Raw genomic sequence first — 23,368 nt, 5'->3', positions numbered from 1 at the left:
CTATAAAAGGGCTTTTTAATTTAAGGTATTGCTGTTACGCCAAGTGCTTGGGTAGTAAAGAAAAAGGCGCCGTATAGCGCCTTTTTCGGTTATTGGCTCAGCAGCCGGATGCCGTAAAGGCCACCGGCAATGGAGCCAGGAGCGGCTTCAAAGCGCAGGCGCATATGCGCTTGCTGCTGGGCCCAGTCCGGCAGGGCAAAATCTGTTGTAAAAAAGCCAGGGCCATGGCTGCCATCAAGGCTGATGTCGGCAAGGGGCTTGCCGTCCAGCAGCACCTTGAACTGGCGGTTGGCGTCCAGGCCAAAGAAGGTCAGGCGCAAGGTCTTGGCTTGGTGCTCGGGGTTATTGAGGCGGTAGCTGAACCAGCCAGTGGCGTCGCGCCAGTGCCGCTCCATATTGACCCCGGCGCGGCTGCCTTCCCCTTGAAAGTAATGATCGGCTTCCGGTTGCTGCTCGCCGGGGGCGATGGCATCGACGGTGATGTTAGCCAGTGCTTCCTTGGCCGCTTCCTTGGCTTTTTGCTTGGCCTTGATATCGGCAAGGCCCGCCGGGGTGCTGTAGGGCCAATAGACGATATAGCGCGAGTCGTGGATGCGAAAGAAAGGCTCCAAGGTCTCGGGGCCATCTTTTTTCGGGTAAATAAGGTCCTGGGTGGTGAAGGCCAATTTACCCGGCACCTTCTTGAAGTGGCCTAAAAAGTCGGTGCTGGGGGCGACAAACATCGGCGCCTCTTCCAGCGGGAATTTCTGGCCGTCGGCGATGTGGCCCATGCGCGAGTCGTCGGCAAAGATACGGCGTTTTTCCTTGGGATAAGGGTTGACCTTGGCGGCCAGCACGATGGGCCCGTAAAGCACCGAGTAATAGTTGGATTTGTCCGGCAGCTGCTCTAGCTTAAGGTGCATCGGCAGCACCAGCTGGATGCTGTCACCCTTTTTAAAGGGGCCTTTTAAGGTGAGGTAGGAGCCAGGCTTCGCTGCCACGGTTTGCACTTTACCGTTGACGGTTAGCCGCAGCGCGCCGGCTTTGACCCAGGTGGGGTAACGGAGCTTGAGCGCCTTGGTGGTGTCGGCCTCAATGCGGATATCCACTTTGTCGTCGTCAGGGAAGTGGGTGTTAAGGCGCAATTGCACGCCGCCCTCGCGCCAGTTGAGCTTGGAGGGAATAAAGAGGTTCACGTACAGACTGTCGGCGTCGCCGGCGTAGATCATGGCGCCGTATTTACTGTGGGTTTCGATGCCGGAGCCAACGCAGCACCACATTGCTTCGTCCACCTTGGAATACACCCGGTAATGCTCGGGGCGCATGGGGGTGAAGTACACCAAGCCGCCGTCGTGGGGGTGCTGGGTGGAGAGCATCTGGTTGTAGATGGCCCGCTCGTAGTAGCGCACGTACTCGGTGCAGCCTTTGCGCTGATACAAAAATCTGGCGAGTTTGAGCATGTTATAGGTGTTGCAGCTCTCGGGGCCTTCCACATCCTCAATCATGCTGGAAAAGTCGTCTTTGGGATTGAAGTGCTCGCGCACGCTGTTGCCGCCGATGGACACGCTGCGCTTGTCCACCACTTCATGCCAAAAGTAATAGGCCGCGTCGCTGTAGCGGCTGTCTCCTGACACCTCACCTATCCGCTCATAACCAATCACCTTGGGGATCTGGGTGTTGGCGTGCAGGCCGTCGAGTTTGTCTTGGCGGCGCTCCAAAGGCTCGAGGATGGTCTTTTGCGAGAAGCGGCGCGCTAATGTCAGGTACTTTTGCTGGCCGGTAATGGCAAAAAGGTCGGCAAAAATCTCGTTCATGCCGCCGTGCTCGGTCACCAGCATCTGCTGGACTTGGGCGTCGCTGAGGTTTTCGGTCAGCCAGCCGGCCCAGTCGCTGAGCTTTATCAGCATCGCCAGGGCGTCTTTATTGCCGGTGTATTGGTAAGCGTCGCGCAGCCCGGCAAAGAGCTTGTGCAGGTTATACCAGGGCACCCATTTGTCATTGAGGGTAAAAAGGTCGGCGCGAATGTCGCCGTCATGAATTTGCTGCCACATGGCGATGCCGCCAGGCACGCCGCCCAGATAACCGCTGCCGATTTGCCCCTGGCATTTTTTCAGCTCGGCCACCATGTAATTGAGGCGCGCAAGAATAGCCTTGTCGCCGGTAGAGGCGTACATCAGCGACAGTGCACTGAGATAATGGCCGCCCATGTGGCCGCCCAGGCCTTCTGCCTCCCAGTTGCCATAACTGGGTTTGGACACCGGCAGGCCAGCTTCACGCCGGTAAGGCGCCAAGAGGCGGTCGGCGTCCAGCTCCATCAGGTAATGGCGGTTGGTGTCTTCGGCGGTTTTAAAGGGGCTCGGCAGCAGCCGCACATCTTGCAAGGGCAGGGTGGTAACGGGGGCGGCATTGGCAAAAACAGGGGCAAGGGCCAGCGCCAGTAGCAGTTTTCTCATGGCGAACCTCAAAAAAAGCCCCGCCACAAGGGCGGGGAAATGAGTCGTGCTCGGGTCAGTCAGCGATGGCGGCGCTGCCGAAAACGGGCATGCCGTTTTCATCCCAGCGCAGCGGCTTGACGAAGGTGTGGCGGTTCGGGTCCCACAGGGGGTCGCCTTCAATCTCGGTGTAGGTGCGGGCGTGGTAGACCAACAGATCGGTCTGGCCGTCTTCACTAACGGTAAAGCTGTTGTGGCCGGGGCCGAAAATGTTGTGCTCAATGGCGCTGCCCAGCACCGGGGTTTGGGACTTGGTCCAGCTCTTAGGGTCTAACAGGTTACTGTTTTCATCGGCCCACAGCAGGCCCATGGCGTAGTTCTCGTCGGTGGCGCTGGCCGAATAGGTAATGAAGAACTTGCCATTGCGGTGCAGCACCGCCGGCCCTTCGTTAACCATAAAGCCGCGGCATTCCCATTCGAATTCAGGCACCGTCAGCAGTACCGGCTCGCTGGCAATGGCCCAGGGTTTGTCCATCTTGGCGATATACAGGTTGGAGTTGCCGGGGATGTCGTTGGCCTTCTGGGCCCACAGGTAATAGAGCTGGCCCTGGTGGCTAAAAGTGGTGGCGTCCAGGCAGAAGGTGTCGATGCCGGTATCGATTTGGCCCAGAAATTCCCAGGTGCCGGTCAGCGGGTTGGCATCTTCGCAGCGAATAACATACATGCGGTGCTGGAAGAGAGCGTCTTTGATTTCCCGGCTGGGGGCGGCGGCAAAATAGACGTACCAGGCGCCTTGGTTAAAGTGGATTTCCGGCGCCCAAATCAAATCCGAATAGGGGCCGGTATCCGGCTTATGCCACACCATCACCGTTTCGGCGTCTTTGAGGCCAGCAATGGTCTTGGCCCGGCGCAGCTCGATGCCGTCATAGGCCGGCACCGAGGCGGTGAAGTAGTAGTAGCCGTCGCTGTGCTTGTAGATAAAAGGGTCGGCACGCTGCTCGATAAGAGGGGTCAGTAAGGTCACATCGGCTCCGAAACTTACTTGGCGTTAATAAACTGGCGGTTCTCGACAGGGGCGGCCACCGCTTGTGGCTCGCTCTCTTCCAAAACGCCCTTTTTGATTTCCTGGTAGAAGCTGTCCGTTATCTTGTAGCGGTACATTAGGGCGCCCATCAGGAAGTGGAAGAAGCCGGGGATAATGGAGAGCATCAGGGCGATACCGTTAAGGGTAAAGCCGCTTTGTGCTTGGTCCGGCTGGTAGTTGAAGTAGGTCAAAAGCGAGCCCACCAAAAAGCCCGCCAGGCCCATGCCGGCCTTCTGGCAAAAACTGATGCCGCCAAATGCCAGGCCCGACACCCGCTTGCCGGTTTTGGCCTGGCCGTAGTCCACGGCTTCGGCAATGGCCGACCAGAACACCGGGGCGTGCAGATCCACCACCAAAGACAGCAAAAAGTAAACCACGAAGGCCAGCACCACGTCGTTTTGGCCCACCGCGAAGTACATCACGATGGAGATGGCGGCTACCGCTATCTGGCTGATGCGAAACAGTTTTACCTTGCAAAAGCGCTTGGTGATCCAGGTAGACACCACCATGGCGAGGATGGCAGCCACCACCCCGGTGGACAGGAACATCGACATCATCTTGGCGTCGCCGCCCAGGTAATACTTGGCGTAATAGGCCGCCACCGAGCCGCGCACCACATAACCGATGGTGCCCACCACGCACACCGCGCAGAGAATAAGCCACTGGTCGTTCTTCACCAGCAGCCGCAGTTGCTGGCCGAATGGCTTGTGCTCGACCTTATGCTCAACTCGCTCGGTGGTGGTGAAAAAGCAGAACAAAAACAACAAGGTTGCCATCAGCGCCATGATGCCCATGGCGGCCTGGTAACCGGCGGCCACCTGGTCTTTACCGCCCCAGCTCTCGGCCAGGATAGGTACGATGATGGTCACCAAAAAGGCCGCTATCTTGGCAAAAAACAGCCGGTAGCCGTTGGCGGAGAGGCGTTCTTTGGGGTCGTCGGTCAGTACGCCGATGATGGAGATATAAGGAATGGTGACCGCGGTAAACATCAGGGTCACAAAAATATAGGTGGCGTAGGCCCACACCAGCTTGGCGTTGTAATCCCAATCGGGGGTGGAGAAGGTTAAAAACACCGCGATGCCAAAAGGCACCGACACAAACAGGAAGTAAGGGCGGTAGCGGCCCCAGCGGGTGGTGTAGCGGTCGGTGATCATGCCCATCATCGGGTCAGTAAAGGCATCGACAAAGCGCACCAACAGCAGCAACAGGCCCACATCCGAGGCCTTCATGCCGAACACGTCGGTATAAAAGTAGGTGATGATCAACATCATCGACGACATCACCACGTTCACGGCCATGTCACCGGCCCCGAAGCCGACCTTTTCCAGTACCGACAGTTTCTGGGTTTTCACACCGCTTCCCCCAAGTTGTTTTAACCATTCGATCCCTTGTATAAATGCTGCTTTACGGGGTCGTAATGGCGTAGGGTTGATTTTGTTAACGTGTACGTAAGGTCGTATCGTATTACTTAATGGTTTGGGGCGCAAGCCTGCCTGATTGTCCCGCTGAGTAGTCTTGCTGGATTTCTACTTTTTCTTTTAAGTCTGATAGTTACTGTGTTTTTTGTTGGCGCTCTCGGGGCGATGGCGGCATTTTTAACCCCTTGAGGGTTGACGCTTAAGGCAACGGGCAGCCTTGCCATTGCCGGTAACACAGGTAGACTCACTGTGATTTAAAAGTAATACAATATTAACAGGAGATGTTATGCAGCCCCGCCTCCCTCTTATCCGCTCCCTGGCCGCCGCTTTGCTGCTGGGCTTGGGTGCCAGCGCCTGTGCCCAGCAGGTCAGTATTCACGACCCGGCCATGGCCAAAGACGGTGACACCTATTACCTGTTCTCCACCGGCCCCGGCATTACCGTCTATGAATCCAAAGACATGGTGCACTGGACCCTCGACGGCCCGGTATTCAAGCCCGAGCCCACTTGGGCTCGCACTGCCATTCCCAACTTTGCCGGCCACCTGTGGGCGCCCGATGTGGTGCACCATGACGGCAAGTTTTACCTGTACTACTCGGCGTCGGCCTTTGGCAAAAACACCTCCGCCATCGGTGTGACGGTGACTAAAACCCTGGATATTCATAGCCCCGACTATGGCTGGCAGGACCAAGGCATCGTGCTGCAATCGGTGCCGCACCGGGATCTATGGAACGCCATCGACCCGCAAGTGGCCTTCGACGATAACGGCACCCCCTGGATGAGTTTCGGCTCGTTCTGGGACGGCATCAAGCTGGTGAAACTGGATAAAAGCCTCACCAAAATCGCCGAGCCCCAGCAGTGGTATTCCCTGGCCCGGCAAAAGCGCCCCGCTTTTACCCCTGACAGCGAAGCCGGCCCCGGCGAGATTGAAGGGCCCTTTATCTTCAAGCATGACGATTACTACTATCTCTTTGTTTCCTTTGGGCTTTGCTGCCGTGGCGTCAACAGCACCTACCACCTGGCGGTGGGCCGCTCCAAGGTCATTACCGGGCCTTATCTGGATAAAAGCGGCAAAGACATGGCGGATGGTGGCGGCACCGTATTCCTTAAGGGGAATAAGGCTTGGCCGGGCCTTGGCCATAACAGCGCCTATCACTGGGATGGCAAAGACTATCTGGTGTTCCACGCCTATGAAGCGGCCGACAACGGCCTGCAAAAGCTAAAAATCGCCCCCATTGAATGGCAGGACGGCTGGCCCACCGTCGACCCAAAAGTGCTGGATAGCTTTAAGAGCCAACTGGAGCCCTGAGTCCCCGCGCCCCTTCGTCCGTGGAAGGGGCTTTTTTTGGTCAGACCAGTCTGGCAAGCTGCATCCTGCTTCACAATCCTCATCTTTACGTTCACGGCATTCCCAAAAGGTTAACTTTGGGGTTGAACCTGATAACAGTTCTTCTTACACTCCACTCATATAGTAATACAAATGTGAATTTGGTTGCCGCGGCAGGCAACCTGGCTTACCGGGCTTGAGGCGCAGCGCCTCGCCCCGGCAGTGGAATGTGGGGAGTAACCAAAAGCATGTCAGCACCGAAGGTAGCCGTTTTGAGCCTGGCCATGGCGCTAGCCCTGGGAGGTTGCAGTGCCAGCCAGCAGCAAAGTACTGCTTCGTCCGACGTGGCCAAGGTCGATGGCAGCTTTACCAACCCCATTTTCCCTAACGGGGCCGATCCTTGGCTTGAGTACTTCGACGGTAACTACTACCTGACCACCACCACCTGGAGCTCCCAGTTGGTGATGCGCAAATCCCCAACCCTGGCTGGCCTCAAAGATGCGCCGCCGGTTTATCTGTGGTCAGAAACCGACCCTAAAAGTTGCTGTAATTTCTGGGCTTTTGAATTTCATCGCCTCAAGCGCCCCGAGGGCTACCGCTGGTTTTTGATGTTCACCTCCGGCAAGCAGGAAAACTACGACGGCCAGCATCTGTCGGTGCTGGAAAGCGCCGGTGACGACCCCATGGGCCCCTACAGCTACAAAGGCTCGCCCATGCCGGGTACCTGGAATATCGACGGCACCTACCTCGAACACGGCGGCAAGCTCTATCTGCTGTGGTCCGAATGGGTGGGTGACGAGCAGCGCAACTTCATCGCCGAGATGAAAAACCCCTGGACCATCACCGGCCCCAAAGTGGTGCTGACCCGGCCTACCCAGCCCTGGGCCCAGTCCGGGCGCAAGGTCAATGAAGGCCCGGAAGTGCTTAAGCACGATGGCCGCACCTTTGTGATTTACTCGGCCAGCTTTTGCGACACCCCCGATTACAAGCTGGCCCAGATTGAGCTGACCGGCGACAACCCGCTGGACCCTAAAGCCTGGACCCATGCCGCCCAGCCGGTGTTTGAGCGCGGTAATGGCGTGTTTGGTCCCGGTCATAACGGCTTTTTCAAATCCCCGGATGGCAAAGAAAACTGGCTGGTCTACCACGGCAACAGCAAGGAAAGCGAAGGCTGCGGCCTGACCCGCTCCCTGCGTGCCCAGCCCTTTGGCTGGCATCAAGACGGCAGCCCCGATTTTGGCCAACCCGCCTCCGAGCAAACTTTGATAGCCGCGCCCAGTGGCGAGAACGGCCCGTTGACGGTAGTGCCGCAAGGGGCAACCTGGCAGCTCAGCCAAAACGGCAAACTCCTTGAAGGGCAAAAAGCCTGGGTGCTGGACCCCACGCTTGCCGGCCAGTATCGCCTTGCAGACAGCCAAGGCCGGTTTTTGACCGGCCAGAGTTGCGGCGCGGCGCTTCAACCCTGGCAAAACCTCGCTTGCCAACAATGGCAGCTTGGCGCCGGTAAAGACGGCCTGATTAGCCTTAGTCAGCAAGGCCAATCCCTTGGCCAGTGGCAGGCTCTGCCACTGGGAGCGGTTGCCCTGGTGTCGGCCCAGAGCGGCAAGGTAATGAGCCTTGCCAAGGGGCAGTTGGTGCAGCGCGCTTATGACCAAGGCCAAGACCAACGCTGGCAAGTGAAAGCAGCCGACAGCGGCTATGTGCAGCTTTCACCCGAAGGTAGCCAGCAGTGCCTGGCAGTAAAAGACCAATCCCTGGCGGCTGGGGCAGCCGTGGTCATGGCGGCCTGCGGCGGGCCACAAAGCCAATGGTCGATGGATTTGAAAGGAGATGGCGCGGTGCAGTTTATCAACCGCCACAGCCAGCAGAGCCTGGATCTGGCCAGCTGCGCCCTGGCCGATGGCGCCGCCATTAACCAGGCGCCGGCAACCGACGGGCGCTGTCAGCACTTTTTTGTGCGCCGCCCCTGATGAGGAACAGCAAAATGCACTTTACGCCGCCTTAAGAGGGCTTTGGTAAGGCTGTATTTGTCAGTGAAGAAGGCTTTACCCATCTCATGGTGGGTAGTGCCTTTTTTTGTGATTTTAACTTCATAAATAATTGAAAATATTACAAATAAATGTTGAAAATTTAATCTTCATACAATACTTTTTATCATTAGCAGCAAACAAAAAGTGTGCAGGCAAAGACCTGCGGTTACAAAAACCTGTTGGGGGAACGAATGTTCAAGAAAAGCATGTTAAGCGCCTCTGTCGCGCTGGTGCTGTCGTCCATGGGTGCCATGGCCGCCACACCGGAGGACGACCAGGCCCTGGCCCGCAATGCCGCTGTTTCGGCAGATCAGCAACAGCCCGATGGCCCGGCCAATAAAGCCAAGAAAAAAGAAGATGACGATACCGAGGTCATTGAAGTCACCGGTATTCGTGGCAGTTTGAACAAGTCCATGGCCATCAAGCAGCAAAGCGTGCAGGTGGTGGACTCCATCGTTGCCGAAGACATCGGCAAATTCCCGGATAACAACCTGGTGGAAGCGCTGCAACGGGTTACCGGTGTGCAGACCACCGACCGTGGGGGCGGTGAAGTCAGCACCGTGACCATCCGCGGCCTGACCGATGTAACCACCACCGTCAACGGCCGCCAGATCTTTACCGCCGCTGGCCGCCAGGTGGCGGTGGCAGACATTCCCGCCGCCCTTTTGAAAAGTGTGGATGTCTACAAAACCCGTGGCGCCCACCAGCTCTCCAGCGGTATTGCCGGGCAAATCGACATCCACACCCAGCGCCCCTTTGACTTTGACGGCAGCAAATTCGTGCTGGCCGCCCGTGGCGTTTATGCCGACCAACCGGACAAAACCGACCCTGTCGTCAGCGCCCTGGCCAGTAACCGCTGGGACACCAACATTGGTGAAGTAGGCGCCCTGGTGAACGTTTCTTACGCTCGCACTCACTATCGCGACCAGAACGTGACCCCTGGCGCCGTGGTGCCGTTTCGGGCCGATGATCTGGTGCGTATCTTTGATGGCTGGCCAAAAGGCTTGGATAACGGCCTGCCCAATGCCGCAGGATCGACCTTTAATCTAGAAGACAGTGAAGGCAACGTTACCGAAGCCGACGTGCCTTATGTGCTGTCTCGCGACGCCATCTTTGAGAACGATCTCAACGGCAAGCGCGAGCGCCCGGCGTTTAATATCTCGCTGCAATGGGCACCGAACGACAAATCCCAATACCTGTTCGAGACCTTCTACAACGGTTTTCGCAACGAAAGCTTCAACTCCATGTTGTTCAGCTATGTGGATTGGTGGGGCGACTTGGCCAATACCCCGGCGCCCACCTACTACGACGGCACCAATGTCGTGAAATCCCGTATTGTTGGTAGCCCAGCGGTGTGGAGTAGCGGTGATTACACCAAGAGCAAGACCGACAGCTATGTCTATGCCCTGGGCGGTAAGTGGGACATCAGCTCCGATTTTCAGCTGAAATCCGAAGTGGTCTACCAAACCAGTAAGTACAAGACCGACTTTGTGGCGCTTAGGGCCAATGCCATCGGTATTCCCAACGTCGCGGTAGACTTTAACGCCGACAACGGCCTGCCTGCCTGGGCCTTTGTGCAAGACGACTATCAAACCCGGGTAAACCTGCAAGATGTGCCGTGGAACCTGGCACAGATGTACGACAACGGCGGCAAGGACGAGGGCGATTCCATCGCCTGGACCATGGACGGCGACTACCTGCTCGATGCCGGTATCTTTAACCGCCTTAAGGCCGGGGTGCGTTATGAGCGCCGCGGTGCCGAGAGTTATGCCCGAGGTGCTGATGGTGACTTGTCTGCCAGCAACACCGCCCTTGCCGACGACATGACCTACATCAACCCCAGCTTCTTTGACGGCGAAGCCGATGTGCCCAGCGGCTGGGTAGTGGCCAATGGCTACAACCTTTATGACCAGCGTGATGCTTACCGCAGCCTGTATGGCTTTAGCCCTTACGATTTGGTGCTGCAAAAGACCTTTGATATCACTGAGAAAAGCTACGCGGCCTATCTGGAAACCGACTTTGACACCGACTTGTTCGGGCACCGGGTCGATGGCGAAATGGGGGTGCGTTACGTCAAGTCGGATACCGACATGACCTTCAACACCTACACCAAGCAACAGGATGACGATGGCAACCGCCTGCCCACCACCATGGTGTCGAAGGACGGTAAAACCAGCAACGACAAATTGCTGCCCAGCTTTATCGGCCGCTTTTATATCACCGACGATCTGATGGCGCGTTTTGCCTACACCGAAACCCTGCGTCGGCCCGAATTTGGCCAACTTAACCCGCACATCACTAAGCAAAAGCCACTGACTAACTCCGATACCGGGGATGCGTCGGGCGGTAACCCCAATCTGAAACCCGTGGAGTCGAAGAATTATGACTTGTCTCTTGAGTGGTATTTTGGAAAGGGGAATGCGCTTTACGGGACATACTTTAAACGCAAAATCGATGGCCTGGTTTATGACTCGTTGAGTTTGTACACAGCACAGGACCCGACGGACCCTGCTCCTGTTGATTACATCCTGAGCCGACCGGATAACACCTCCAACGGTAAGCTCGAAGGGATTGAATTGGGTACTGTCTACTTCCCGGATGGCCTACCATCTTGGCTTGATGGGATTGGCATCCAGGCCAGCGCCACCTTCCTCGATTCCAGCCAGGATGTGCCGCAGTACAACATCACTACTGGCGAGAAAATAGGCTATATCAGCCGCGATATGTTTGGGGTGTCCAAGAAGTCCTACAGCACGGTGCTGATTTACGAGCACGGCCCCATTGATGCCCGCCTGTCCTACGTATGGCGTGACAAATGGTTGAATAACTACGAGGCCGCACAGTTCGCCAACCCGCGTGGTGTGTATCGCCGCCCCGAGCAGAGCCTGGACTTCCAGCTCAGTTACAACGTCTCCGACAACCTGATGGTGACCCTGGACGCCACCAATCTCACCAAAGAGATTTACAAGTCCTACTATCAGAACGAAGACATCTACAACTTCGGCAACTCGCTCTACAGCCGCACCTTTGCCCTAGGGATCCGTTACTCCCTGTAAGGCAAGCACCAATAAAAAGCCCCGCAATTGCGGGGTTTTTTTGTTGCCAGAGCAGATGGCTTGCCAGGGGCCGGTGGCAGGGTATGCTAGGGCTTGGGCTGATTTGGTGTAACGGTATGACCTTAAAGCAGTTAAAGGCGTTTTTGGCGGTGGCGCAAACCCTTAACTTTGCTGCTGCCAGCGAGCTGGTGTTTCTCTCCCGCCCGGCCTTGAGCCTGGCAATCAAAGAGCTGGAAGCCAGCCTTGGCGGCGCCCTTTTTACCCGCAGCACCCGCAAGGTGGCTCTTACCCCGGAGGGCAAACTCTTTTTGCCCATGGCCCGGCGCATCGTGGTGGATATGGAAAACGCCGAAGACACCATGCGCCACTACTTCACCCTGAAAAGCGGCAAGGTGGGCATTGCCGCCATGCCCTCGGTGTCGGCCACCTTGCTGCCGGGAATGCTGGTGGCCTTTCAGCGCCGCTACCCCGATGTGCATGTGGCCGTGCATGACGTAATCAACGAACAGGTGCTGGACAGGGTACGCAGCCACGAGGTGGAAGTAGGACTGTGCTTTGCCCCCGAGTTTTTGGGCGAGCTGGCGTTTACCCCGCTTTACCAAGACCGCTTTGTGGCCGTGGTGCCAGGGCAGAGCGAGCTGGCCGGCGCCAGCTCTTTAACCTGGGCGCAGCTGTGCCACTACCCCTTTGTTGCTTTGCAGCGCCCCTCTGTGGTGCGAAGCCTTATCGAGCAGCAACTGGCTCTGACTCACCAGCGGCTGGAGGTAGCCTTTGAAAGCCACCAGTTGAGCACCTTGGGCAAAATGGTGGCGAGCGGTTTGGGGGTGAGCATAGTGCCAAGCATTTGTATTGATGACATGCAGGCGCTGGGTTGCCGCTGCCTCGCCCTCGATGAGCCGAAAATTGCCCGCGGCATCGGCATTGTCACCCTGGCCGACACCAGTTTGTCGGCTGCCGCTACGGCTCTTGTTGAAACCATCCGCCAGTTTGATATCACCCAAACCGGAGGTTAGCTGTGGGCGTGAGCCTGGCCTTTTAACCTGAAGCGAAGTTTTAGGTGCTGCGCGGGCAAGGTGGCGTGATAGCCGTTGATGCTCAGCGGCTGGTAGCGCCATTGCTTGAGTGCCTCGGCAGCGGCGCCGTCGAAAACGCCCCGAGGTTTAGCGTCGGCTATATGAATGTTCACCGGCACTCCGTTCGGGTCGATGTCAAAGGCCATTTCCACAAAGCCTTCAATACCTTTCGCTGCCGCTGCTGGCGGGTAGTGCGGATCGATACGGCGCAGCACTTTGGGGTAAAACAGCTGGTAGTCGGTGATATCAAACCCCAAAGCATTGCGATAGCCCTTGAGGTTTAGCACCGCGTCTTTTGGCTCAGCCAATACAAATTCTTTATTGCTGCAAAGAAAGCTTGGGAAAGCATGGAATAGAAAATCGCTGCTTAAGCGGTAATCACACATATAACGGTCATGCTGGTGTTGCTTTTCAAAGCGGGCGGCCTCTTGGTAAGGGCTGCCTGTAAAGCGGGTAATAAGCGCCGGCAGACCTTGAGCCAATGCCAACCATATTAGAAACCACATCATGGGCGGCACCATAAGCATGGCTAAGAACTTCATGACATCGGGAGTGCCTGCTTTCACCTTGGCGCGCCCGGAAATAAAGGCCCACCAAACCCAGAATGTCAGCACCACCGACAACAGCAGCGTTAACCGAACACTGTAAAAAGCCAGTTTGTCTGATGGGACAAAATCAGCGTAAATGCCCCAAATACCCAGGGCTACAACCGGATACCACAGAGCTTTTACCCACAGGGCGACAGGGGGGCGTTTGGCGGGAGTAGTGACAGAATCCATGCTGATACCTCTTCCTTCGTCAGCAGTAATTTCCATGTCTACTTTATTTGTTGGCCGGTTTAAAGGCTGGATAGTAGTTTTATAACAAGTGCTTACAGATTTTTCGCCACAAACTGCGCCACAGGTAGCGCCGCGCCACGCGCATTGAAGTGCCCGTCCAGCTCATAAGCCATTCGTTCCAATGGGGCCTGGTCATAACCATGCTGGCCAAGCTCTGCCATATAACGGGCAATAAAGCCTTCCTGACCCAGTTGCAGCCACTGCTGCACATGCACCAGTTCGTGAAAATGGGTGCGCAGCGACGCCATGGCGGCTGGCGTGATGTAGTAGGTATCAACGTAGGTAATGGCGCTGGCGGGCATATCGATAAAGTCGCTAAAGCCTGCCGCTCTTAGCTCGGGGTAGTCGGGTTTGGGCAGATGTTCTGTTACCACGTAGTAACTGCTTGCCAGAAACTCGGGTGAGTAAAACCCGGTGAATGGGCCACTAAAGCGGCTGCATGGCAGGCGCTGATGGGCAAAGTGCTGGTTGGTGGCGGTTATCCATTGACTGATCAGGTGGACCATCCATTCTCCTGGGGTGAGTCGCACTGGCTAAGGGCTTGAAGGGCCGCCAGGGCCAGCTCGGCCTTGGCGGTGGGCACAAAGATGTGGTCGTGATAGTAACCGGCCACCACATTGGCGCTGATGCCATGCTGGGTAAGGGTAGTGGCAAAGGCGGCGGTTAGCCCCACCGCTTCGAGGCTGGAATGCACATTAAGGGTAATTTGCCGGTAAGGGGGCGATGCCGGCAGGCCATGGGCGGCGGCGGTGGCAGCGTCCAAGATAAGGGTCAGCCCTTCGGCTTCAATAAAGCTGGCGAGTGGCGACAAGGAAACGTAATCGGCAAGGCTGCCGGGCAGGGTGCAAAACACAAAGTCCCCGGCCTTAAGCTCGGGCGACATGGATTTAAGCAAGGTTTCAAGGTGGGTAATGCCACTCACGGCGGGCTCCTTTGGGGGGAATTTATCGAATACTTTTTCACCGGCTCAGTGTACTATGCGCCACCCTCAGCTTCAGGCGCTGTATTGCATGTCTCGCACCGCTCTTTATACCGACCTTTCCGGCTATTACGATCTGATGTGTGCCGACATCAACTACCAGGCGCAAAGCCAGAGCCTGCAACGGCTGCACCACATTTTCGGCAACCAGGGCACCCGCCACCTGGACTTGGCCTGCGGCACCGGCCCCCATGTGCGCCACTTCCTGGATGCAGGGTTTGACAGCAGCGGCCTCGACATCAACCAGCCGATGCTGGATTTAGCCGCCAAGCGCTGCCCCGAGGCCCGTTTTACGCTGCAAAACATGTGCGATTTTGAGGTTGAGGCGCCGCTGGATCTCATCACCTGCTTTTTGTATTCCCTTCACTACTGCGATGGCATTGCCAATCTCAAGGCCTGTATCGCTCAGGTACACCGGGCTCTGGGTAGCGGCGGGGTCTTTGCCTTTAACGCCGTAGACAGGCTGAAAATCGACAACAGCTCATCGGTGAGCCACAGCGCCAGCCAGGACGACGCCCTTTTCTGGTTCCGCTCCGGTTGGCACTACGGCGGGGAAGGGGAGCGCCAATCCCTGCGCCTGCATATCGAGCGCCACCACCAGGGGGATATCGCCTTCTGGCAGGACGAACACCCCATGGTGGCGGTGACTTTCGCCGAACTTGAGGCTTTGCTGGCGCCGCTATTTGAGGTGCATATCTTCGAGCACGACTACGACAAGATACTGCCCTGGGACCAGGCCTCAGGTAACGCCATCTTTGTTTGCGTAAAACGCTGAACTCACCGTTGCGCCAATAAAAAAGGCCCTTGTGTGCCTTTTTTATTGGCAAGCTCAGTGCTGGGCCTGAAACGGCAACTTACCCACCAGCATGTCCTTGTACATCACCCAATCCCCCATCAGGCTGTATAAGGGGTGGCTAAAGGTCGCCGGCCGGTTCTTTTCAAAGAAGAAGTGCCCCACCCAGGCAAAGCCATACCCCGCCACCGGCGTTAAGCCCAGATACCACCACTGCTCGGTCACCGCCGCTGCCAACACCAGCAACACCACCACCGTCGAGCCCCAAAAATGCAGCTGCCGACAAGTCTGGTTACGGTGTTGCTCAAGATAAAAGGGGTAGAAATCTTTAAAGGATTGGTACTTGCTCTGCATAACCTGTTCCCTGTTTTTATAGTGTGTTTATTAGGGTAGTTGATCCTTCGCCTGTGGTCTTAAAGACTTTTTAATCAGTGGCTTATAGAGATTTTCTGCTGGGCTGACACTCATTGAATACAGGAAAATTGCACTTCAGACTTAGGAAAATTACCCATCACAAAAGGCGGCTGTGCATCTATCACTTGAATAACCTTTAACTCTTTATGCTGCGATTGGCAGTACGCTGCGGCTTCCTTCAAAGCATCGGCTTTTAACGTACCCATGCCAGTGAACCCCGTTGCAGCTTGCCTGGAGACCATATAGGTATTATCACCCATGGGAATGACACCGGAATTTTGAGCGCATCCTGATAGGAAAACCAAGAGTATCAACAGCAGAGACTTCCTCATCGCACATCTCCTTTTGAAGTAACTGTTCCAGTTTTTGAACGCCAGGGTTCGCCCCGGCAGGTGAGCAACTTTCTTGCTTGGCCAAGAACAGCGAGAAAAAGGGAACCCATCCAATCATGGCGAAGTTGCCTCGCGAAAACTCGCCTTAAAAGACCCCTCTCTTGATAAAGGCTTCGGCCATGACACGTCCTCGTAACGTAGTCGGCCCACCGATAAAAGCCGCTTAACCCCTCACAGCACCACGCTCACATACCCTCAGCAGTCGCTGATCGTATCGCTTGCCTTGGATTTGCGTTTTTAACGGCAAAACGTGGCATCAGAGCGAAGTAAACATCTTCAAGGCTGATTAATACTGCACTGTCGATGCAATACGAGAACTGGACTTTTGTTACTCAGAAGGTGGATGTCCTTTATTTCTAATTGAAGGCCAATGTGCGGCAGACAAGCACCGATAGCTTTGGTTTAGATGCCTGCCTGCAAAGAGCGCTCGACTCTTTCATCTTAATTTTCTGATTTCGACACTTCCTTGGATTTATTCAGCATTGCAATGCCAGAAAACAAACCCCAAAAGAATATCCCGATACACGCAATAAAAATACCTACCCCTACAGGGGAGCCCCAGCTAAACCATGAAATATACATATATTCTCCTTGTTGTATTTAGATAAAATATATCTAGTACGTTGGTAACCTTAGGTTTTTATTTTATCTAGTAGCCAAAGATGGTGAGGTATAGAGCAATAGGAATTGATAATTAATATATTGGATGCCACAGTCACTTGTTAGCCGCCTTTTCTCCAGGCCCAAAAATCAAATTCTAGTTTGGTTGCGCCTGCACTCTGGCAGAAGTTTCCAATAATTTCTTGGCAAAGTTCGTATGTGCTTGCGTTGTGTATGTCTCCCATGCGCGGATTGCTAATGGGTAGGCACTTGCTGTAACAAATATTGATTTTATTTAATGTTTGGCTATCTAGTGCGCATGAGGCATATTTGGTTAGATGCGCCACAAAGCTTTTATCTTGGAACTCAAACTGGCTTAGCCATTTAATGTATAGATCGACCAGTTTGTATGTGTGTGCGAAAGAGAGACCTTTGTCTTGAGCTTTATTCCATTGAGAGCTTAAAGGAATTGCGGTATCAGAGTGCCATTTTTTAAAGTTGCTCTCCGTGGAGACGGCGGCAGAAGGTTGTGCCTTTATTATTTTCTCTGTGTATGGTCTTGCCCACTCTTGGAATATGCTGCTCGGAGGTTTTGTGAAGCCTCGATAAGCTCGAAAAGTGTTTCCTTCCACGCCATAAGATAGGTCGATATTTTTTGTATTTTTCTTACCAAAATTCTTCCTGATATCAGTAAGGCACTTTTTGAATTCTGACAGCTGGGTTTGGTCAATGTATTTGATCAAGCTAAAACTCCTCAAGGTGGCTAACGCCGTGCTCTGCGGAAATTTAAGAGCGCTAGCGAGCAAATTTTCCGTAGCAGCGCCTTGTTAAATTGCATGTACCTGCATATCCATTTTGATTGACTTTGCTAGCCCACCCAAGTCACCATAAATAGTCTTTGCATTTATATTCATCTTCCTTAAAAGAGCATAAATATTTTCATACATTTCATTAGGGATGATGAATTTTATTATTTCAACATTTTTATACATATCATTAGAAAGAAGGTCTTCTATTCTTTTTTCTTTATCACCAGAAATTAAAAATGTTCCTGATTGTCGATCAATTCTGGCATTTAATTCAAGAGGCTCGGTAATCCAAACAACCTCATAAGAAAAACGGTCAACTACATCATCAAAAAGCTCATCTTGCTTGCCAATAATTTCATGTCTAGTTTTCTTAAAGCTTGAATCACGTCTGGAAATATAAGCCAATGATTCATCCATGATCGAGTTGTAATCAATAGCGTATATAGCAAGATCATTTTTCAGTAGAGGGTTGTATGCTTCCAGAGCAAAATATAAAGCGACATAAGGGCTTTCGGTGAAATCTATCAGACGTGTTGGAGCGCCATAATGCTGCATTACGGATAGCCAAGCTAATTTACTTTTTGGCTCATGTTCGCTGCCATTGTAAATATGATACTTCGATTTGAATAAATTCAAGTAGTGATCCTCGAACTTCCGAGCTAGTTCGGTTGACCATTTTTTGCCAATGGTACGTTCAAGAGTTGACTCGAGCTTCCAACTGGCGTCAGCATGCCCTCTGAAGATAAAATTATTAGGCAATTGATTCAATGAGCGAATTAGATCTTCTGAATCTTTAATTTCAGTTTCATTGATCATCCCCTAACCCTCATATATTCAACTTGCATTTGTTCCAACACTTGCAAGATTGACGCATCTTCATCGACAGTTACTACAACAGCATCTCCTTTCATTTTAATGTTTTTGGCCTTTACACCTTCAGAAGGAACCACTCTAGCAGAAGCTGTATTTCCGGTTGCAGCAGTCGATTTTGCTACAGATTCAGCAACGTCTTCGTTCAACGCTTCGCCAACCACCTCTAGGGTTCCTGATACTGCCCCCATACTTTGTGCATATACAGAAAGCGGTTTTTGAAAAAGTTCGTCTGCATCAATAGGGTTAGGACCAGTAAATGTTGCTCTAAATTTTCTAATTGAATATGCTCCTCGAAGTTTATCCAAGAAGTCTTCTGGATCAGGAATTACGTCAACTCTTACATCTATACCTGATTCAATCGCAGTATTAGTAGTTAAAAGCAAGTCCTTAATACGCCTAGCAATACTTGATGCATTTGGAGCGAGTTTCGATTTTTTTGAAATACCAAGTAATCCAATTTTGGCATCAAAGATAACAATTGTATAAGGAGCAGAGTCATCTAATTCATCTAGAAAGTCACCAGTTTCTTTATTAAATTTTTCAAAAGTGGTTTTTGTTGTTCTTCCCACTGCAAATGAACCGGAGGAATACCCTATCATTTTGACATTACCTAAGTGCCACTCGCTGCCACTAGATAGTGAATAATTTGGTTTATCATGTATGGAACTAAGAAATAGTTCCATCGAAGATTTGTTTTCAGCAAACAAAGGTAGTTGAGCAGGTTTAATAAATTTTGCTCTATAAAGATGATATTCACGAGCTCCCAATGCTGAATCTCCTATTGACGTCCAGATGCAATTTAACGCCCGCATTTGCGGCTGGTTTGGAGCGCAGCAGAAAACCAGTCCGGCAACATGCGTTTGTTAGCCTGGTATATCTGCATTATTGGGTCCTTCAGATAAAGTGCCAGAAATGAGGATCGAATGCCCCCAGAATAAATCACCATCATTATGCCAAAAATCAAACTCTCCATCTGGGTAGACAGTAATAGATTCAAGTTTCATTGCATTGGTAAAGTCTGAAGCTGTTAATTCCCCTTGACCATCCATCAGCCAGTTGTCATTTTTCAACTCAAGAAGTTCCGAAACAGCGTAATCTGTTATTTTCTTTGACCAATTACTAGCGTCGCCGCACAGAGCCTCTAGAGTCTTAAGACTCGAATCCGGTGAGCCGTCTTCTCTATCCAACGAAGCGGATATTCTAATTTGCTCTCCCATCCAATTCATAGTGCCTTCAAACCAGTCTACAGATCGATCAAGAACTAGAGTGCCAAACTCAGGATGTGTAATTTCCACAGGTTCCTTAAATTTTTCGAGCACAGCTTTTAGTTCAGCATCATCTGGTGTATCCAAAATAGATATGAGCTGGGCTCTTGCATCACCGAATGGACTATTTTTAGACAACTTCACTGCAAATTGGACTAAAGATTCTCTCTCGACATTAGCACGAATATCTTCTAGCTCACCATCAGCTAGGTTCTTTGAAAGAATAAGTTTTGAATCATTAATCTGCCCCCCAAGCTCCTTCCAGGCTATTAGAGATAGGTTTAAGGACCAATACTTATCGGAAGGAACCTTTCCAGCTCCAGGTCCATTAGCTCCAACAACTCCAGTTATAATTGTTTCTGGCAAATCAACAAACTCTTTTTCCAGCTTTTCTTTTTTTATGGCTGCTTCTTTGAATATATCTTCCATCTACTTAAATTCCAATAAGGCTAACAATAGTTATAAAGCCGGCTCGTTTTCACTCATCAGATCACTTTGAGTGTCGGTTTTAACCATCTGATTTTCCAAACGATATCTGCGACCCTACTTATCGTCTTGCGTGAAAACGCGCCGGCTTCTTTTGCTGATTGGACCGGCTTCTTATCTTGAAGTCGGACCTCATTACTAACTTATATTAATCAATACCTTGTAGACACCCTATCGGAATATATGAGCCAAGGATGCGTAATAAAGGTGCCAGATTGCCAAACCTCGACTGGATATACTGTATACCCATCCAAAAATCTGAACGAAACTGCGTACCCAGCAAGAATCTGCCGAGCTCGCTGGTTTAGGGTTCTTGGAGCCCATTTAAGTGGAGCGCCTTACCGCCGGGAGTGTGAGCTGGCACGAGGCATGGATGCGAGGCGGCCAGCTTGGTTGAGCGGAAGATGCGTCGGGACACGCATGTGCAGCGGTCAGCGGCAAACGACTAGAGGGAAGGACGTCGCGTAACGCCTGGGCGGTGCCTTTGGGTGGGCAGCCCTGCTGACTTTGTGCGAAAACAAAGTACCTCGCCTGCCGGGGCGAGTCCCGGCATTAAAGGAACAACCACAGATGACAAGAATAAAAAAATACTTAATTATCAGTGCAATAGATTGGTCATCGATACAAGTTGAATTGACGCTACCGCCCCTGAGTCACAGCTCCCACATGCTGATAGCGTCCCTGTTATCACTTAGCCCAGCGTTGGGAAACCTTCCCTGGCGCGTCACCCAGCTCGTACATCCTCTGTACTCGCGTTCACCTGCGTCAAAGCAGTGCTTTGACTTCGAGGCTCACCCCCTGAGTCACAGCTCCCACATGCTGATAGCGTCCCTGTTATCACTTAGCCAAGCGTTGGAAAACCTTCCCTGGCGCGTCCTCAGCTCGCAGACGAGCTGCTCACGTTCGCTTGCTAAAAACGGTTCACTGGACCGTTTTCTTAACGCGCTCACCCCAGCTCGCACGTCCTGTGTTACTCGGGCTATCCTTGCCCTCGCCCTGCGGGCCGTCGTCGCTGAACTCCGACGTTCAAATCTTTTCCAGAAAGATTTGTCGCGTAAAGCTGCGTTGAAGCAGTGCTTCAACTTCGAGCTTTACCCCTGGCGGTCCTCAGCCCGCAGACAAGCTGCCCAAGCTCAGTGGCACTACTCGCCAAGCAATAACAGTAACTTAACAAGCGTCCGCTAATGGGTAAAGCCGCTAACAGGCTGAATCATCACAAAATCTCGCCATTCCCTCGTTGCCCAAACCAGCCATGGATAAGCCCTGCCTGAAAGAAGGGGGTCACGCCGGTAAAACCGCCTTGGCGGATAAGAGCGGCGACCTCGGCCGGGGGCTGCACGGCTACGTCCTGGCGGTAGGCTTGGCGCATCTTGGCGAGGGCTTCGGTAGTGGGCAGGGCTTGGGACATCACCTTAAACCACAGCGCCAGCTGCGCTTCGCCTTCAGCGCTATCAAGATCGGCGGCAAGGTCGCAGCTGGCCAATATGGCGCCGGGGTGCAGGCGCCGGGCAATGGCCTTGAAAAAGTCGATACGTGCTTTGTCTTCCAGCAAGAACTGGGAGACCAGCAAGCAGGTGGCGCCATCAAAAACGGGCCTTGGGGGCAGGGCATCGAGGTAGCCTTCGATAAAGGTACAGCGCTCGCTGATGCCGGCGGCTTCGGCTTTCTGGCGGCACACCGCCAGCATGGCTGCCGAGGGCTCTACGGCACTAAAGCGCCAGCCGGGAAAGGCTGAGGCGAGGTGGAGTAGCTCTCGGCCTGTGCCAGCGCCCACACAAAGTAGATGGGCGTTTTGAGGCAAGCCTGCAAACACCGAGTCCAGCAGCAGGTAAAGGCTGTGGTTGATGGGGGCAAGCCTTGCCCAGTGCTGGTCGTAGCCTTGGGCTTGTTGGTCGAAGAGGGCGATTAACGCGTCGTTGTTCATGGCGGCTCCGAGTTGGCTTGACCTGTGATGATTCACGTAATATTGTTTGTTACATTAAATCGTAACGGATAAAGTTACATGAAGCAAAACAACAGTCTTTCTTCCTGCCTGCACCTGCTGCTGCATATGGCGCAGGAGGACAAAGCCGTGACCTCAGAGCAACTGGCCACCTTTTTGGATACCAATCCGGTGGTGGTCAGGAAGATGCTGGGCGGCCTTCGCGAGCATCAACTGGTGCAGTCGGATAAGGGCCACAAGGGCGGCTGGCAGCTGAAAAAGCCGCTGGCGCAAATTACCTTGCTGGATGTTTACCAGGCCCTTGGCTCCCCCGGGCTTTTTGCCATAGGTAATCGCAACGACAACCCCCAATGCCTGGTAGAGCAAGGGGTCAACCGGGTGATGAACCAAACCTTGGCCAGCGCCGAAGCGCTGCTGTTAAAGGAATTTGGCACCCTGACCCTGCTGGATATCGGTAAGGAATTTCTGGCCTATCCCTGGCATGCCGCCCCTAAACACCTTGGAGAACACCATGACTGATCTACTACCTTCTGGTGCCCTGCTGGCGCTCTGGCAATGCCTGGTGGTGGCCGTTGCGGCCAGCAGCATTGCCATTACCGTCACCCAGACCGAGCTGTTTCGGCCCTGGCGGGAATGGACCGCCGCCAAAAACCACATGATTGGTTATCTTTTCAAATGCTTTTACTGCTTTAGCCACTGGGTGGTCTTTGCCGGTATCGCCATCTACCGGCCGGTGCTGATTGCCAGCGGCGCCCTGTGGGTGGACTGGATAGTCTCGGCTTTTTTCACCCTGACCCTGTCGGCCTTTGTCAGCGGCCTGTTCTTTAAAGTGTTCCAGGCCGCCATGGCCAAGGCCATGTTGGAAAAAGACATGCGCATCAAGCTGGGGCTGGAATAAGGCTTATTGAAAAGGCGCCATTAGCGCCTTTTTTTAAATAAGAGTCTTTTTCAGGCCATAACAATTAAACCGACAAATCGATGGCCGTCGCATTGCGTTATTGCAAAAGAGGAAAAATCATTTCCAGGTGGTGGATGATTTCCTAACGGTGCTGGCCATATTGTCCAAGCTTGTTCTTTGTTGCGCTGTCGTGGTTGAGCCACCAACGGCACCGGTTGCTGCTGTCGGTTCATGCCATTGACCACCAGGATGCCGGTGCTGCCGATTAGTATCCTTTATATGCTGCCATTCACCTGTTTTAACCACTTTGTTGGTGGCTTCGTCAATGGTCAGCTGCCGCCGTTCGTGGCGTGTGGATACGGATTGGCTGCGCTGCTTCCCACCGGCGCTGGTGGTGAACTCGCGGACCTGTCGGCCGCTTCTGCTTTCGTACTGGAGCCGGGTTTTAGGTTCAGTGGTGGTTTTTGACGGGCCGGGCACTGCAATCTGGGCCCATGTTTTTTTGCTATCCATGTCCAACCTCGTGATAAAGGTCCTGCATTAAAGGGGGAGGGCAACACTACTTGAAAGAATTTAAGTATTGCTTATGGCGTTAGTCAATTTGTTTTTTTAAATTTAACCGCCGTGACTTATGGGTTTTATTTTTCCTATTTGAGGATGTTTTTTACCCATTAAATAA

The 23,368-nt window shown here is 53.2% G+C and carries 21 protein-coding genes; 7 read left to right on the top strand and 14 right to left on the bottom strand.

Features of this window, described 5'->3' with window-relative positions:
• Window positions 1–89: 89 nt before the first annotated feature.
• From EDC28_RS07735 to EDC28_RS07725, 3 genes are read right to left on the bottom strand one after another with little or no spacing between them, the layout of a single operon-like run.
• On the bottom strand, window positions 90–2,432 hold the full coding sequence (locus EDC28_RS07735; protein WP_123421198.1) for a glycoside hydrolase family 127 protein: 2,343 nt from the start codon (window positions 2,430–2,432) through the stop codon (window positions 90–92).
• 55 nt (window positions 2,433–2,487) lie between these two features.
• On the bottom strand, window positions 2,488–3,435 hold the full coding sequence (locus EDC28_RS07730; RefSeq protein ID WP_123421197.1) for a glycoside hydrolase family 43 protein: 948 nt from the start codon (window positions 3,433–3,435) through the stop codon (window positions 2,488–2,490).
• A gap of 14 nt (window positions 3,436–3,449) precedes the next feature.
• Window positions 3,450–4,847 (bottom strand): MFS transporter, encoded by a 1,398-nt coding sequence (locus tag EDC28_RS07725; RefSeq protein ID WP_123421196.1) that lies wholly within the window; start codon window positions 4,845–4,847, stop codon window positions 3,450–3,452.
• A 352-nt stretch (window positions 4,848–5,199) separates the two neighbouring features.
• On the opposite strand from EDC28_RS07725, the gene EDC28_RS07720 reads away from it, so the two are divergent.
• The 4 genes from EDC28_RS07720 to EDC28_RS07705 all read left to right on the top strand — a co-directional run bounded on the left by EDC28_RS07720 (window position 5,200) and on the right by EDC28_RS07705 (window position 12,339).
• On the top strand, window positions 5,200–6,222 hold the full coding sequence (locus EDC28_RS07720) for an arabinan endo-1,5-alpha-L-arabinosidase (protein WP_123421195.1): 1,023 nt from the start codon (window positions 5,200–5,202) through the stop codon (window positions 6,220–6,222).
• Between the two features lie 266 nt (window positions 6,223–6,488).
• Entirely contained in the window at window positions 6,489–8,210 is a 1,722-nt protein-coding gene (locus tag EDC28_RS07715) for a family 43 glycosylhydrolase (protein ID WP_170164059.1), read from the top strand.
• 251 nt (window positions 8,211–8,461) lie between these two features.
• Window positions 8,462–11,326 (top strand): TonB-dependent receptor, encoded by a 2,865-nt coding sequence (locus EDC28_RS07710; protein ID WP_123421193.1) that lies wholly within the window; start codon window positions 8,462–8,464, stop codon window positions 11,324–11,326.
• Window positions 11,327–11,442: 116 nt separating this feature from the next.
• On the top strand, window positions 11,443–12,339 hold the full coding sequence (locus EDC28_RS07705) for a LysR family transcriptional regulator (RefSeq protein ID WP_123421192.1): 897 nt from the start codon (window positions 11,443–11,445) through the stop codon (window positions 12,337–12,339).
• Here EDC28_RS07705 and EDC28_RS07700 read toward each other — a convergent pair.
• From EDC28_RS07700 to EDC28_RS07690, 3 genes are all read right to left on the bottom strand, one after another.
• Window positions 12,336–13,178 (bottom strand): energy transducer TonB, encoded by an 843-nt coding sequence (locus EDC28_RS07700; RefSeq protein ID WP_050660913.1) that lies wholly within the window; start codon window positions 13,176–13,178, stop codon window positions 12,336–12,338. The two genes, EDC28_RS07705 and EDC28_RS07700, sit on opposite strands and share 4 nt — an antisense overlap.
• Before the next feature lie 92 nt (window positions 13,179–13,270).
• A complete protein-coding gene (locus tag EDC28_RS07695) occupies window positions 13,271–13,744 on the bottom strand; it encodes a hypothetical protein (RefSeq protein WP_050660914.1) in 474 nt (157 codons plus the stop codon).
• Window positions 13,732–14,160 (bottom strand): ACT domain-containing protein, encoded by a 429-nt coding sequence (locus EDC28_RS07690; RefSeq protein WP_123421191.1) that lies wholly within the window; start codon window positions 14,158–14,160, stop codon window positions 13,732–13,734. Before EDC28_RS07690 ends, EDC28_RS07695 begins: the two co-directional genes overlap by 13 nt.
• Window positions 14,161–14,248: 88 nt before the next feature.
• Here EDC28_RS07690 and EDC28_RS07685 point away from each other — a divergent pair, with 88 nt between their 5' ends.
• Window positions 14,249–14,992 carry a class I SAM-dependent DNA methyltransferase gene (locus EDC28_RS07685; RefSeq protein ID WP_123421190.1) on the top strand — a complete coding sequence of 248 codons (744 nt, stop codon included), beginning with the start codon at window positions 14,249–14,251 and terminating at the stop codon, window positions 14,990–14,992.
• Between the two features lie 54 nt (window positions 14,993–15,046).
• Here the strand turns inward: EDC28_RS07685 and EDC28_RS07680 are convergent, their stop codons facing one another.
• The 7 genes from EDC28_RS07680 to EDC28_RS07650 form a co-directional block, all read right to left on the bottom strand.
• The gene (locus EDC28_RS07680) at window positions 15,047–15,364 is read right to left on the bottom strand and encodes an Mpo1-like protein (protein ID WP_123421189.1); all 318 of its coding nucleotides are present in this window, start codon (window positions 15,362–15,364) and stop codon (window positions 15,047–15,049) included.
• A gap of 110 nt (window positions 15,365–15,474) precedes the next feature.
• Window positions 15,475–15,756, bottom strand: coding sequence for a hypothetical protein (locus EDC28_RS07675; RefSeq protein WP_198174054.1), 282 nt, complete (start codon window positions 15,754–15,756; stop codon window positions 15,475–15,477).
• Between the two features lie 782 nt (window positions 15,757–16,538).
• Window positions 16,539–17,159, bottom strand: a complete 621-nt coding sequence (locus tag EDC28_RS07670; RefSeq protein ID WP_148049814.1) for a hypothetical protein — start codon at window positions 17,157–17,159, stop codon at window positions 16,539–16,541.
• A gap of 84 nt (window positions 17,160–17,243) precedes the next feature.
• Entirely contained in the window at window positions 17,244–18,041 is a 798-nt protein-coding gene (locus tag EDC28_RS07665; protein ID WP_123421187.1) for an FRG domain-containing protein, read from the bottom strand.
• On the bottom strand, window positions 18,038–18,865 hold the full coding sequence (locus tag EDC28_RS07660) for a hypothetical protein (protein WP_123421186.1): 828 nt from the start codon (window positions 18,863–18,865) through the stop codon (window positions 18,038–18,040). The genes EDC28_RS07665 and EDC28_RS07660 overlap by 4 nt, the downstream gene beginning before the upstream one ends.
• A gap of 96 nt (window positions 18,866–18,961) precedes the next feature.
• Window positions 18,962–19,792: a DUF2262 domain-containing protein gene (locus tag EDC28_RS07655; protein WP_123421185.1), complete on the bottom strand. Its 831-nt coding sequence runs from the start codon at window positions 19,790–19,792 to the stop codon at window positions 18,962–18,964.
• Window positions 19,793–21,062: 1,270 nt separating this feature from the next.
• Window positions 21,063–21,773: a class I SAM-dependent methyltransferase gene (locus EDC28_RS07650; protein ID WP_123421184.1), complete on the bottom strand. Its 711-nt coding sequence runs from the start codon at window positions 21,771–21,773 to the stop codon at window positions 21,063–21,065.
• A gap of 78 nt (window positions 21,774–21,851) precedes the next feature.
• Between EDC28_RS07650 and EDC28_RS07645 the strand changes: the two genes are divergently transcribed.
• A complete protein-coding gene (locus EDC28_RS07645; RefSeq protein WP_050657090.1) occupies window positions 21,852–22,310 on the top strand; it encodes an Rrf2 family transcriptional regulator in 459 nt (152 codons plus the stop codon).
• Window positions 22,303–22,689, top strand: a complete 387-nt coding sequence (locus tag EDC28_RS07640) for a hypothetical protein (protein WP_050657091.1) — start codon at window positions 22,303–22,305, stop codon at window positions 22,687–22,689. Before EDC28_RS07645 ends, EDC28_RS07640 begins: the two co-directional genes overlap by 8 nt.
• Before the next feature lie 117 nt (window positions 22,690–22,806).
• On the opposite strand, the gene EDC28_RS19960 is transcribed toward EDC28_RS07640, so the two are convergent.
• Window positions 22,807–23,202, bottom strand: a complete 396-nt coding sequence (locus EDC28_RS19960) for a hypothetical protein (RefSeq protein ID WP_148049813.1) — start codon at window positions 23,200–23,202, stop codon at window positions 22,807–22,809.
• Window positions 23,203–23,368 lie beyond the last annotated feature (166 nt).

The organism is Gallaecimonas pentaromativorans (assembly GCF_003751625.1).
In the GTDB taxonomy this organism is placed as follows: domain Bacteria; phylum Pseudomonadota; class Gammaproteobacteria; order Enterobacterales; family Gallaecimonadaceae; genus Gallaecimonas; species Gallaecimonas pentaromativorans.
This window is presented reverse-complemented; position numbering and strand designations above follow the sequence as displayed.